15 protein-coding genes are annotated in these 12,458 nt (G+C 68.0%); 6 read left to right on the plus strand and 9 right to left on the minus strand.

The features are described 5' to 3' along the window. Positions 1-71: 71 nt before the first annotated feature. The 3 genes from rlmH to VDQ18_RS09505 form a co-directional block, all read right to left on the minus strand. The gene (gene rlmH / locus VDQ18_RS09495) at positions 72-542 is read right to left on the minus strand and encodes a 23S rRNA (pseudouridine(1915)-N(3))-methyltransferase RlmH (protein WP_323020704.1); all 471 of its coding nucleotides are present in this window, start codon (positions 540-542) and stop codon (positions 72-74) included. Then, positions 542-859, minus strand: a complete 318-nt coding sequence (gene rsfS / locus VDQ18_RS09500; RefSeq protein WP_323020749.1) for a ribosome silencing factor — start codon at positions 857-859, stop codon at positions 542-544. The genes rlmH and rsfS overlap by 1 nt, the downstream gene beginning before the upstream one ends. 174 nt (positions 860-1,033) lie before the next feature. Then, positions 1,034-2,413 (minus strand): mechanosensitive ion channel family protein, encoded by a 1,380-nt coding sequence (locus VDQ18_RS09505; protein ID WP_323020705.1) that lies wholly within the window; start codon positions 2,411-2,413, stop codon positions 1,034-1,036. A 161-nt stretch (positions 2,414-2,574) separates the two neighbouring features. Between VDQ18_RS09505 and VDQ18_RS09510 the strand changes: the two genes are divergently transcribed. The 5 genes from VDQ18_RS09510 to VDQ18_RS09530 all read left to right on the plus strand — a co-directional run bounded on the left by VDQ18_RS09510 (position 2,575) and on the right by VDQ18_RS09530 (position 7,216). Next, positions 2,575-3,273 (plus strand): outer membrane protein, encoded by a 699-nt coding sequence (locus tag VDQ18_RS09510; RefSeq protein ID WP_323020706.1) that lies wholly within the window; start codon positions 2,575-2,577, stop codon positions 3,271-3,273. 294 nt (positions 3,274-3,567) lie between these two features. After that, positions 3,568-4,986: a 3-isopropylmalate dehydratase large subunit gene (gene leuC / locus VDQ18_RS09515; protein WP_323020707.1), complete on the plus strand. Its 1,419-nt coding sequence runs from the start codon at positions 3,568-3,570 to the stop codon at positions 4,984-4,986. Next, complete coding sequence (locus VDQ18_RS09520; protein ID WP_323020708.1) at positions 4,986-5,498, plus strand: HdeD family acid-resistance protein; 513 nt, start codon at positions 4,986-4,988, stop codon at positions 5,496-5,498. Before leuC ends, VDQ18_RS09520 begins: the two co-directional genes overlap by 1 nt. Before the next feature lie 17 nt (positions 5,499-5,515). Then, the gene (gene leuD / locus VDQ18_RS09525; protein WP_323020709.1) at positions 5,516-6,121 is read left to right on the plus strand and encodes a 3-isopropylmalate dehydratase small subunit; all 606 of its coding nucleotides are present in this window, start codon (positions 5,516-5,518) and stop codon (positions 6,119-6,121) included. Between the two features lie 243 nt (positions 6,122-6,364). Beyond that, on the plus strand, positions 6,365-7,216 hold the full coding sequence (locus VDQ18_RS09530; protein WP_323020710.1) for a hypothetical protein: 852 nt from the start codon (positions 6,365-6,367) through the stop codon (positions 7,214-7,216). 224 nt (positions 7,217-7,440) lie between these two features. On the opposite strand, the gene VDQ18_RS09535 is transcribed toward VDQ18_RS09530, so the two are convergent. Continuing rightward, positions 7,441-7,635: a hypothetical protein gene (locus VDQ18_RS09535; protein ID WP_323020711.1), complete on the minus strand. Its 195-nt coding sequence runs from the start codon at positions 7,633-7,635 to the stop codon at positions 7,441-7,443. Between VDQ18_RS09535 and VDQ18_RS09540 the strand changes: the two genes are divergently transcribed. Further along, positions 7,612-8,433: an endonuclease/exonuclease/phosphatase family protein gene (locus tag VDQ18_RS09540; RefSeq protein ID WP_323020712.1), complete on the plus strand. Its 822-nt coding sequence runs from the start codon at positions 7,612-7,614 to the stop codon at positions 8,431-8,433. The genes VDQ18_RS09535 and VDQ18_RS09540 overlap by 24 nt on opposite strands. Positions 8,434-8,529: 96 nt before the next feature. Here the strand turns inward: VDQ18_RS09540 and VDQ18_RS09545 are convergent, their stop codons facing one another. The 5 genes from VDQ18_RS09545 to VDQ18_RS09565 form a co-directional block, all read right to left on the minus strand. Continuing rightward, positions 8,530-8,985 (minus strand): host attachment family protein, encoded by a 456-nt coding sequence (locus tag VDQ18_RS09545; RefSeq protein ID WP_323020713.1) that lies wholly within the window; start codon positions 8,983-8,985, stop codon positions 8,530-8,532. Then, a complete protein-coding gene (locus VDQ18_RS09550; protein ID WP_323020714.1) occupies positions 8,985-9,209 on the minus strand; it encodes a hypothetical protein in 225 nt (74 codons plus the stop codon). The genes VDQ18_RS09545 and VDQ18_RS09550 overlap by 1 nt, the downstream gene beginning before the upstream one ends. Before the next feature lie 169 nt (positions 9,210-9,378). Continuing rightward, positions 9,379-9,978, minus strand: a complete 600-nt coding sequence (locus VDQ18_RS09555; protein WP_323020715.1) for a superoxide dismutase — start codon at positions 9,976-9,978, stop codon at positions 9,379-9,381. Between the two features lie 79 nt (positions 9,979-10,057). Then, the gene (ccoS, locus tag VDQ18_RS09560) at positions 10,058-10,216 is read right to left on the minus strand and encodes a cbb3-type cytochrome oxidase assembly protein CcoS (RefSeq protein ID WP_323020716.1); all 159 of its coding nucleotides are present in this window, start codon (positions 10,214-10,216) and stop codon (positions 10,058-10,060) included. Between the two features lie 21 nt (positions 10,217-10,237). Continuing rightward, entirely contained in the window at positions 10,238-12,454 is a 2,217-nt protein-coding gene (locus VDQ18_RS09565) for a heavy metal translocating P-type ATPase (protein ID WP_323020717.1), read from the minus strand. Positions 12,455-12,458: the final 4 nt, after the last annotated feature.

Genomic DNA, 12,458 nt, shown 5'->3' on the forward strand with positions numbered 1-12,458 from the left:
CCCCCCCCCCCCCCCCCCCCCCCCCCCCCCCCCCCCCCCCCCCCCCCCCCTCGCCGCGGGCGGAACGCCCGCTATTCCCGATGATAGGGCGATCCCGCCAGGATCGTCGCCGCGCGGTAGAGCTGCTCGGCCAGCATCACCCGGACCAGCGCATGCGGCCAGACCATCGCCCCGAAGCTCAGAGCGGCATCCGCCTCGGCCCGCAGGGACGGCGCCAGCCCATCGGCGCCGCCGATGAAGAAGGCGACGTCCTGCCGGCCTTCGTCCCGCCATTTCGCGAGCCGCTGGGCGAAATCCGGCGAGGGCATCACCGCTCCCCGCTCATCCAGCACCACCCGCACTGCCCCCGCCGGACAGGCGCGCGCCAGGAGGGCGGCTTCCGCCTCCATCCCGCCGCCTTTGCGGTCCTCGACCTCGTGTTCCGCACAGGGGCCCAGCCCCAGCGGGCGGCCGGTGCGGTCGAGGCGTTTCACGTAATCGTCGATCAGCACCCGCTCGGGGCCGGCGCGCAGCCGTCCCACCGCGACGATATGCAGCCGCATCAGGCCTTGCCGGCAGGCACCTGCCACATGCGTTCGAGCTGGTAGAACTCGCGCACTTCGGGGCGGAAGATATGCACCACCACGTCGCCGGTATCGAGCAGCACCCAGTCGCCGGTTTCCTTGCCCTCGGAGCGGGCGGTGATGCGGTAGGCAGCCTTCAGCCGCTCCAGCAGCTTCTCGGCGATGGCGGCGACCTGGCGGGACGAACGGCCCGAGCAGATCACCATGTAATCGGCCACGGACGACCGGCCGCGCAGGTCGATCGTCACGATCTCCTCGGCCTTGTCGTCGTCAAGAGATTGCAGGACCAATGCCAGAACGTCGGCGGCCGAGAAGTCGGGGGCCGAAGGGTTGGCGGCGGGGGCCGCGACGGCGGCCGGGTCGATGTAAGACAGAGAACTGTCCTCCTGCAGGGGCGATTACCCCTCAATGTAACGCGCGCAAGGTGAAATCTCAATGGAGGCCGGACGCGCGCCGCACGATCTCAGGCATCACTTTGCCGAGGCCCCCGGCGGCGCCCCGGGCGGTGGTTCCGGGGCGGCGGGCGCGGACCCGGCGGAGACCTCGTTCAGGAGCCTGACCTCGCGCTGCGGGAAGGGGATCGAGATGCCGTGTTCGTTGAACGCATCCCACAGCGCCAGATAGACATTGCCGCGGATATTGGTCAGCCCGCCGGTCGGATCGGTGATCCAGAAGCGCAGGATGTAATCGACGGAGGACTCGCCGAAACCGGTGATGTGGCAGACCGGCGCCCGGTGTTGCAGGACCCGCGAACAGGTCAGCGCGGCCTCGATGGCGATGCGGCGCACCGCATGCGGATCGTCGGCGTAAGACGTGCCGAAGAAGATGTCGAGGCGGACAAATTCGTTGGTATGCGACCAGTTGACCACCTGGCCGGTGATCAGATCCTCGTTCGGGATCAGGTATTCCTTGCCGTCGCGGGTCACGACCGAGACATAGCGCGCGCCCAGTTCCTCGATCCAGCCAAAGGTGTCGCCGATCGAAATGACGTCCCCGGGCTTCACCGATTTGTCGAGCAGGATGATCACGCCCGAGACGAGGTTCGAGACCACCTTCTGCAGGCCGAACCCGAGCCCGACCCCGATCGCCCCAGAGAGGACCGCAAGCCCGGTCAGATCGAACCCCACCGCCTTCAGCCCGATGAAGAAAGCCGCACCGTAAAGGCCGATGCGCAGAAGCTTGACCAGCAGCTCCTGCATCGAGGGCGAGATGTCGGCCATGCCGCGGATCCGGCGCGAGGAGCCGATGGTCACGGCCCGCGCCGCGGTGAAAAGCGCGGCGGTCAGGACCACCGCCTTGATCACCGCCAGCGCCGAAAGCTCGAAATTGCCGAATCGCACGGCGATGCCGTCGAGGGCCTCGCTCGTCTCGTCCAAGAGCCCCAGGTAATAGAGCGTGGCCCAGATCGACAGGCCCCAGACGGCCAGCGACCGGACCAGCCGGTTGCGGATCAGCTGCGCGGCCAGGCTGATGCCCAGCCAGGCGGTGGCGATGGCCGCGACCAGCACAAGCACATAGCGGCGCGAGGGGAAGGTGTAGATCCCGGCGAAGACCCCGACCGCCAGCCAGATCAGCAGCACGAACAGCAGCAGCGGCAGGGCCCGGCGCAGGACGATCAGCAGGCGCAACTGCCATTTCGGCCGCCCCTGCAGCCCGCGCATCCAGGCTTCGAGACCCGGCCCCAGAACCCGCCCCAACAGCCAAGCCAGCGCCGCGAGGCCCAGGGCGACCCCGATCTGCTGCAGGCGCGAGGGCAGCAGCATGGTCTGGCCGAAGGCGCTCAGCGCCGCGAGGAACGCGGCAACACTGTCGCGCAGGTCGACGAGCCATGTGGCGAGTTCACCGTCCATGGACCGAGTCTAGGCAAGACGACGCGAAAGTCGAGCATGTCCCGGGATTTCCGGCGGGGTGGAGCGATGACGCAGGGCGCCGCTTTCATTTTTCATGGACCTGGCCGCCGGATCGCGTTAGGGCGGCAAGACTTGATCACATTTCCGGGAGGACTAGAAAAATGAGCATCGCCAATAGCTTCGTTACCAGCACCTTACTGGCCGTCGGCGCCGCCCTGGCGGGTGCCGGCAGCGCGAGCGCTCAGGACTGGACCGGCGGCTTCGTCAGCATCGGTCTCGGCCAGGGCAGTTCGACCGTCGATTGGACCATGCCGTCGGGTGCGCCGATCTTCGCCCCGCCGGGTTACCGGGGCGCCGGCAGCGACTCGGGCCTTGCCGCGAATGTCGAGGTCGGCCAGCTCTACGGCAGCGACGCGCTGCTCTATGGCTGGGCCTTTGGTCTCACGCATCTGAGCCATGACCAGAGCATGGCCTCGCCGCTGTTCCCGCTGGACACCTTTGCCACCGAGATGGGGCCTGTCATCAGCCTGACCGGCCGCATCGGCCGGGCGTCCGGGCGCTGGATGGTCTATGGCGAGGCCGGTGCCGTCGCCGCGCGCCTCGGGACGCCGCACAGCACGCCCTTCTGCCCGTCGCCCTGCACCTTGGACCTCGATACCGTCGCGCCGGGCGCGGTGCTGGGGGTTGGCGTCGATTACCGGCTGAACGAGCGCTTCTCGCTGGGCCTGAACTATCGCCACATGCGCTTCTTCGACACGAATGCGTCCGGCATGGTCAGCGGCTTGGCTGCGCCGCAGACCTACGAGCTGGGCGGCGACGCCAATGTCGTCACCCTGCGCGTGACCATGACGCTGGACTGAGACGAGGACCGGCGGCCACCGCTGCCCGTAGGATGGGCGATATCGCCCATCCTGCCAGACCGGCGCCCCTGATCCCGCGCCTGCCCAATCCTGTTGCCTGAACCCGGATTCGGGCGTATGAACCGCGCATGATCCGCTTCTTCGACATGACCGATCACGCGCGCCTGCCGCAGCGTTTCGCCCGGGAAAACCGGTCTGTCCTCGCGCGACTTCGCGGCTGACCCTTCCGTCAGCCGTCCGGTGCGTGCCGACACGCACCCCGCCTATCCAAGCCAAATCCGTGAGAGATGAGCCATGACCGCTCCGAAAACCCTCTATGACAAGATCTGGGACGCGCATGTCGTCGACCGTTCCGACGACGGCACCTGCCTGCTCTATATCGACCGCCATCTGGTCCATGAAGTGACCAGCCCGCAGGCCTTCGAAGGCCTGCGCATGGCCAACCGCCCGGTCCGCGCCCCCGGCCGCACCATCGCCGTGCCGGACCACAACGTCCCCACCACCGCCGACCGCGTGAACGGGATCGAGAACGAGGAATCCCGCATCCAGGTCGAGGCGCTCGACAAGAACGCCAAGGATTTCGGCATCGTCTATTATCCGGTCTCGGACATCCGCCAGGGCATCGTCCACATCGTCGGCCCCGAGCAGGGCTGGACGCTGCCCGGCATGACCGTGGTCTGCGGCGACAGCCATACCGCCACGCATGGCGCCTTCGGCGCGCTGGCGCATGGCATCGGCACTTCGGAGGTCGAGCATGTGCTGGCCACGCAGACGCTGATCCAGGCCAAGTCGAAGAACATGAAGGTCGAGATCACCGGCAAGCTGAAGCCCGGCGTGACCGCCAAGGACATCACGCTGGCCGTCATCGGCAAGACCGGCACCGCCGGCGGCACCGGCCATGTCATCGAGTATTGCGGCGAGGCGATCCGCTCGCTCAGCATGGAAGGCCGCATGACCGTCTGCAACATGGCGATCGAAGGCGGCGCCCGCGCCGGTCTGATCGCCCCGGACGAGACCACCTTTGAGTATGTGAAGGGCCGCCCCCACGCGCCGAAAGGCGCCGCCTGGGAGGCCGCGATGGCCTGGTGGAAGACGCTCTACACCGATGAGGGCGCGCATTTCGACAAGGTCGTCACCATCCGCGGCGAGGATATCGAACCGGTCGTCACCTGGGGCACCTCGCCCGAGGACGTGCTGCCGATCTCGGCCAAGGTTCCCGCGGCCGAGGATTTCACCGGCGGCAAGGTCGGCGCGGCCCAGCGCTCGCTCGACTACATGGGCCTGACCCCGGGCATGAACCTGACCGACATCAAGATCGACGCGGTCTTCATCGGATCCTGCACCAACGGCCGGATCGAGGATCTGCGCGCCGCCGCCGCGGTGCTCAAGGGCCGCAAGATCGCCGACGGCGTGCGCTGCATGGTCGTGCCGGGCTCGGGCCTCGTGCGCGCCCAGGCCGAGGAAGAGGGGCTGGCCCAGATCTTCATCGACGCCGGTGCGGAATGGCGCATGGCCGGCTGCTCGATGTGCCTGGCCATGAACCCCGACCAGCTGGCGCCCGAAGAGCGCTGCGCCTCGACCTCGAACCGCAACTTCGAGGGCCGTCAGGGCTACAAGGGCCGCACGCACCTGATGTCGCCCGCCATGGCGGCGGCGGCGGCGGTGACCGGGCATCTGACCGATGTGCGTGAGCTGACCACGGAGACGGTGTGATGCGCCCGGCCTCGGTGCTGCTGATCATCGGCGTCCTGCTGGTCCTCGGCGGGGTGCTGGCGCTGGCCAACCCCTTCGCCGCCTCGCTGGCGGTGACCACGCTGGTGGGCATGGTGCTGATCGTCGCAGGCGTCCTGCAAAGCTGGGTCGCCATCACCGGGGCCGGGGTCCCTCACCGGATCTGGACCGGATTCGTCGGGCTCCTCGGCCTGCTGGCCGGGATCTCGCTGATCGCCGATCCGCTGGCCGGGGTCGTCTCGCTCACGCTGCTGGTGGGGATCGTCTTCCTCCTCACCGGCGCGGTGCGGCTGGGCATGGCCTGGCGCCTGCGCGAGACGCCGCTCTTCTGGTTCCTGCTCCTCAGCGGCGCGGCCTCGGTCCTGATCGGCTTTCTGGTCGTCACGGATATCGGCGCTGCCGCCACCTCGCTTCTGGGCCTGCTGCTGGGCATCCAGCTGCTGGCCGATGGTATCGGCCTGATCGCGCTGGGCCTCATCGCCCGCCGGTCCTGACCCTTTCGGAGATTGAAATGGACAAATTCAACACCCTGACCGGCATCGCGGCCCCCATGCCGCTGGTCAATATCGACACCGACATGATCATCCCGAAACTGTTTCTGAAGACGATCCAGCGCTCGGGTCTCGGCAAGAACCTGTTCGACGAGATGCGCTACGACCGCCAGGGCAACGAGATCGCCGATTTCGTCCTGAACAAGCCGCAGTACCGCCAGGCCGAGATCATCGTCGCCGGCGACAATTTCGGCTGCGGTTCCTCTCGCGAACACGCCCCCTGGGCGCTTCTCGATTTCGGCATTCGCTGCGTCATCTCGACCAGCTTCGCCGACATCTTCTACAACAACTGCTTCAAGAACGGCATCCTGCCGGTCGTGCTGCCGCCCGAGGCCGTCAATTACCTGATGGACGACGCGGCCAACGGCGCCAATGCGCGGATCACGGTGGATCTGGAAAACCAGACAGTGACCGCCTCAGACGGCAAGAGCTTCGCCTTCGACATCGACCCGTTCAAGAAGCATTGCCTGCTGAACGGCCTCGATGACATTGGCCTGAGTTTGGAAAAAGTGTCGTCAATCGACGCCTATGAAGACCGGCAGAAGACCCAGTTTCCCTGGCTCTGATTTCCCAGTGATTGCAGAATGTTAGGGCGTCCCTCAGGGGGCGCCCCTTTTTTGCCTCTAGTTTGATGCAAAGCTGCGGCATTTCTGCCTCGGAATCCCCATCTTGATGCGCCACCCTTGGCAGGTCTCTTGCGGGGTCGCGGGAAAATGGGCACAATTGTGGCAAAATTGAGGCAGGCACTGGCAGTCGCTGGTCGCCGTAAACACTCCACCGGCTTCCACCGGCCGGCCAGGGGATCGAGCATGGGTGACGCGAAATCGAAGTCGCACGTCCCGGGCGCCGCCGCACGCGCCCTGCTCGTCGTTGTCCTGGCCCTGTTCCCGGCGCTGGTCGTGCCCTCGACCGCCCCTGACACCGCACAAAGCATGATCCTGCTGGCCCTGTTCGCCGGCGGCATCGTCTTTGCCGAATATGCCTCGGAATATCCCGGCCTGATCGAATTCCGCTTCGCTGCGCCCTTCAACCGCACCCGTTTCGCGTTGATCGCCCTGATGACGGTGCTGCTGGCCCTGCTGCAGCGCAACCTGGTCGAACCTGGCCTCCTTGGCGGCTTCGCCACCGCGGCGGGGGCGCTTTGCGGCCAGATCCTCGATTTCGGGCTCAGCCCGGTGCGTCTGCTGGTCAATGCCCTGCCCGCCAGCGTCCCGGCCGAACATCTGGCCCTGGTCCGCGACGGCGCCGCGCTGGCGCTGGTGCTGGCCGCGACCACCGTTGCAGGCTTCGTCACCGCCATCCGCCTCAACGCCTGGCCGATGGGCAACGGCCCGTTCAACGTCTGGATCAACCTGCCGACCTTCGACCCCACGGCCGGTAATGACGTGGTCCTGCGCCTGCAACGGCACGCCCGCATTAACATTGCGTTAGGGCTTATCCTGCCATTCTTGCTGCCGGGCGCGGTGATCGTGTCCGAGGTTCTGGTGAAGCCGCTGACGCTGCTCTCGCCGATGGGCTTCGTCTGGGGGATCGTGCTGTGGGCCTATGTCCCGGCCAGTCTGGTGATGCGCGGGGTGGCCATGGCCCGCGTGGCGCGGATGATCCGCGCCAGCCGCCGCCGCTTCGCCGATTCCGAGGGCAACGCCTTCGCCACCGCCTGAACGCGTTTCGTAGCCGCCTGCTGCGGGGCTTATCCGAGGGCCCGCTGGCCGCAATGTCCCGGCTGGCGTACCCGCGACGGTATGCCTCGGCCTCACCACCAGTGCACGCCTGCCTGCGAACTAAGCGCGCCGCCCTGTTCCCCCCTGCTCAACTGCCCCGCCCGGTTCCGCCAGGGAGGCGCCTCTCTTCGCGCCCCGCCCCACTCACCAGCCTCCTCCTCTGCCTACTCCTCCTCGTCACCGCCCTGCCCTCCGGGGCTGAGCCGCTTCGGCTGGCACTCTGGCACACCGGGCTCGGCCGGGACGGCCCGGGCCTCCTGCTGCGCGACATCCGCCGCAGCGCCGAGGATGTGCTGGCCGCCCGCGATGCGCTCCTCGCGCTCGCCCCGGATGCGGTGCTGCTCCTCGACATCGACCATGATCGCGACGGGCTGGCGCTGAGCGCCTTCGCCGCGCTTCTCGCCGGGGGCGGGCTCGCCCTGCCCCACGCCTATGCGCCCCGCCCCAACAATGGCCTCGCCACCGGGCTCGACCTCGATGGCAACGGGCGGCGGGGCGAGGCGGACGATGCCCAGGGCTGGGGCCGTTTCGCCGGGGCGGGGGGCATGGCGCTGCTGTCGCGCTGGCCGATCCGCGAAGACCATGATTTCAGCGATTTCCTCTGGCAGGCCCTGCCCAGCACGCAGCTTCCGATGCACAACGGCCAGCCCTTCCCCTCGGCCGAGATCCTCGCGCAGCAACGCCTCTCCAGCACCGGCCATTGGCAGGTCACGCTCAGGACGCCGCAAGGCCCACTCACCGTGCTGGCCTGGCACGCCGGACCGCCGCTCTTCGGCGGCCCGCATGACCGAAACGCCCTGCGCAACGCCGCCGAGACTGCCTTCTGGCGCTGGCGCCTCGACACCGCGCCGCCTCAGACGCCCTTCGTGCTGATTGGGAACGCCAACCTTGACCCCGAAGCAGGCGCGGGCGACCGCGCCGAGATCGCCGCGCTGCTGGGCCACCGACTGCTGCAGGATCCCGCACCCCAAGCGCAACTTCCCGGCACCGACACCCCCACGACCGCCACCGCCCATTGGCCGGACGGCCCGGGCGCATTGCGGGTCGATTACCTGCTGCCTGACCGCCGTCTCACCGTGCTGCAATCGGGCCTCCTCTGGCCCAGCCCGGATGCGACCCACGCCATCCTCTGGGCCGACCTCCTGATGCCGGACTGAGACCAGCCCCCGGGCGCAGCCGCGCGCGGCACTGCGCGCCGCGGCGGCGGGGGCTCGATGCCCCCGCCGCCGCGTGCCCCCTCAACGGGAACGGTCTCAGGCCTTTTCCAGCTCGTCCTTGAGCAGCGCCTCGATCTTGTCGAGCGGATGGTTGGTCAGCGTCTTGTCCAGCTCCGCCACCACCCGGCTCGCCACCTCCTTGTGCAGCTTGCCCCGCAGATCGCCCAGCACCGAGGGCGGCGCCGCAATCACCAGCCGGTCGAACCGGCCGCGATGCGCCTGCTTGTAGAGGATCTCGGCCAGATCGTCGGCGAACCGCTCCTTGGCCAGCTGGTGGAAATCCGTCTCGGCCAGCGCCGACCGCTGCCCGGGCCCGCCGTCATACATCCGCCCCGGCCGGTCCGTGGCCTGGTCGCGGTCGGCGGGATTTTCCTGTTCCTCGATCCGGATCACCACCAGATGCGGGTCCTGCGCATCCATGTCATTGCGCAGGAACAGGGCCTTCTGCCCGTCCGCGACCAGAACCCAGGTTCCTTGGCTCAATCCGCCCATCACATCTTCTCCTTGTCGCCGCTCTCGTTGCGATCCCCGGCCAAAGCGCGGGTGATCCCGTCCGAGGTCTCGTCCACGCGCTTCTTCTCGTCGCGCGTGCCGACCTTGCGCTGCAGATTGCCCCCGGCGCTGCCCTGCTGGCCGGTGGGCCCGGTGCCGACATCATCCTCGAGAATGGCGTCGGTGTCGCGCGATCCGTCGCGCGAGCGCTGTCGTTCTGCCATGACAAGCCTCCTGTTCATGCGTTCTTGGTTGAAAGGAAAACGTCCCCGCCCCTGCCGGGGTTCCCCCGCCGCCCTCGACCCGGCGGCTGCCCGCGCAAACGCAAACACCCCGCGCCGGGCGGGCGCGGGGTGTCCGAAAGCCCCGGAACGGGGCGAAGGCGCGGCAGGCTCAGAGGCGCGAGGCCACGTTTTCCCAGTTCACCAGCTTGTCGAGGAAGTTCGACAGATAGGCCGGACGCTTGTTGCGGAAGTCGATGTAATACGAGTGTTCCCACACGTCGCAGCCCAGCAGCGCGGTTTGGCCGAAGCAGAGCGGGTTCACGCCGTTCTCGGTCTTGGTGACCTTGAGGCCGCCGTCGGTGTCCTTCACCAGCCAGCACCAGCCCGAGCCGAACTGCCCGGCGCCCGCGGCGGCGAAATCTTCCTTGAACTTGTCGACCGAACCGAAGCTGTCCTTGATCGCGGCTTCCAGTTCCGACGGCATTTTCTTGCCCGAGGGGCCCATCATTTCCCAGAACTGGTTGTGGTTCCAGTGCTGCGAGGCGTTGTTGAAGATGCCGTTCTGAGCCACGGCGCCTTTCTGATAGGTGCCCTTGATGATCTCTTCCAGCGACTTGCCTTCCCACTCGGTCCCGGCGATCAGCTTGTTGCCGTTGTCGACATAGGCCTTGTGGTGCAGGTCGTGGTGGTATTCCAGCGTTTCCTTCGACATGCCCAGATCGGCAAGAGCGTCGTGGGCATAGGGAAGATCGGGAAGGGTGAAGGCCATTGGGTTACCTCATTGTTTGGCGGTCTGTCGGGGGTAATAAGGGCTCGCCACCGCCAAAGGTCAAGGCCGCGCGGCCCCGTTAAGGCTTCGGATGGTCGTCATAATCGCCGCGCAGGATGCGCTGGCTGTCGCCCTCGGGGTCGTCGTACTGGCCGCGCCTGAGCGTCCACCAGAAGCCCACCAGACCCGCCAGCCCCAGAAACAGCGACACGGGTATCAATACGGCAAGAATGTCCATCGGGACCCCCGGTATTAAGGATTATTTCAGCCGCAGCGCGTTCAGCGCCACGGTGATCGAGGAGACCGACATCGCCAGCGCCGCGATCAGCGGCGAGGCCAGCCCCACCAGCGCGATCGGCACGGCGATGATGTTGTAGCCGAACGAGATGGCGAAATTCTCGCGGATCCGTTTCACCGCCCGGACCGAGACGCGCTGCGCCTCGGGCAACGGCGCCAGCGAGGCGCCCAGCAGCACGATATCGGAGGCCACCCGCGCCGCATCGAGTGCCGAGGCGGGCGAGATCGAGACATGCGCAGCGGTCAGCGCCACGGTGTCGTTGAGCCCATCGCCGACCATCAGCACCCTGTGCCCCTGCGCCTGCAAGGCGTTGATGGCGGCGGATTTGTCCTCGGGCAGCGCCTCGGCCCGCCAGTCGTCGATCCCCAGTCGCGCCGCCAGATCACCGACCGCCCCCGGCACGTCGCCGGAAATCAGGATCACCCGCTTGCCCTGCGCCTTGAAGGCGGCGACGGCTTCCTCGGCGCCATCGCGCAGCCGGTCGGCGAAGGCCACGGAATGCGGCGCCTGCCCTTCGATCCCCAGATAGGCGGCGGTGACGTCCAGCGCCTCGGCGCCGACCCAATGCGCGCGGCCCAGCCGGACCCTTTGTCCCTGCCAGAGCGCCTGCACCCCATAGCCCGGAACCTCGGCCACCTCGGTCAGCACCGCCGGGATCGCGCCCTCGGCCCGCGCCGCCTGCGCCAGCGATTGCGCCAGCGGGTGCGACGAGGCCCCGCCCAGCGCCGCCGCGATGGCCAGCACCTCGGTCGAGAGGCCGTCCAGCGTCACCGGCTCGGGCGTGCCGCGGGTCAGCGTGCCGGTCTTGTCGAAGACCACGGTATCGACCTCGGCCAGGCGTTCCAGCGCCGAGCCGTCCTTGATCAGCAGCCCCGCGCGGAACAGCCGACCCGAGGCCGCGGTGACCACGGCCGGAACCGCCAGACCCAGAGCACAGGGGCAGGTGATGATCAGCGTCGCGGCCGAAATGTTCAGCGCGAAGCGCACATCGCCACCGGTGATCCACATCCAGACCGCGAAGGCCGCGAAGGACAGCAGGTGGACCGAGGGCGAATACATCCGCGCCGCCTTCTCAGCCAGCGTCGTGTATTTGTTGCGCGCATTCTCGGCCACGGCGACCAGATCGGCCATCCGGTGCAGGGAGCTGTCCTTGCCCGCCGCCGTGACGCGGATCGTCAGCGGCCCGGTCAGGTTCACCGCCCCCGCCGTCACCACCAGATCGGGCCCGGCGAAGACCGGCAGCGTCTCACCCGTCAGCAGGGAGCGGTCCAGTTCCGACTGGCCAGCCACCACGATCCCATCGACGGGAATCCGGCCGCCCGGCCGCACCAGCACCAGCTCGCCCGGGCGCAGATCGGCCACCGGCACCTGCTCCTCGGCCTCGCCCGTCAGGCGGATGGCGCGGGGCACTTCCAGCGCCGCCAGCTCCTGCGCGGCCGAGCGCGCCACGGCCCGGGTGCGGAAATCGAGATACCGCCCGGCCAGCAGGAAGAAGGTCAGCATCACGGCGGCGTCGAAATAGGCGTGATGACCGCCGTTGAACGTCTCGTAAAGCGACATGCCGGTCGCCAGCACGATGGCCAGCGAGATCGGGAAATCCATGTCCAGCCGCCCGTTGCGCACCCCCGCCCAGGCCTTGCGGAAGAAGGGCTGGCCCGAGAAGGCGACGGTCGGCACGGCGATCATCGCCGAAATCATGTGGAACAGGTCGCGCGTCGCATCGGTGGCGCCGGACCAGACGGCGACCGACAGCAGCATGATGTTCATCATGCTGAACCCGGCGACGCCCAGCCGCATCAGCAGGTCGCGGCCCTGCTTGTCGGTCTCGGTCATCGACAGCTGCCCGGGGTCCAGCTCGTAGGCGGGATAGCCGATCTTTTCCAGCCGCTTGGCGATGGTATCGGCGCTGACGCCCGACTCGGCCTCGACCGAGACGCGGCGCAGCGTCAGGTTCAGCCGGGCGCTTTTCACGCCCGGCATCTTTTCAAGATCGCTCTCCACCGTCTGGATGCAGAGCGCGCAATGAGCATCCGGCACCGACAGCATGATCCGCGCCGCCTTTTCCACCGCCGCCGCCCGGGCACGATCCACGGCCGCGGGCGTGGCGATGCAGGCCGGGCAGGCCGCGAGCGACGGGTATTCGGGCTCTGACGAGGCGTTGGTCAGGGTGTCGGTCATGGCG

The organism is Pararhodobacter sp., from assembly GCF_034676075.1.
Taxonomy (GTDB): Bacteria; Pseudomonadota; Alphaproteobacteria; order Rhodobacterales; family Rhodobacteraceae; genus Pararhodobacter.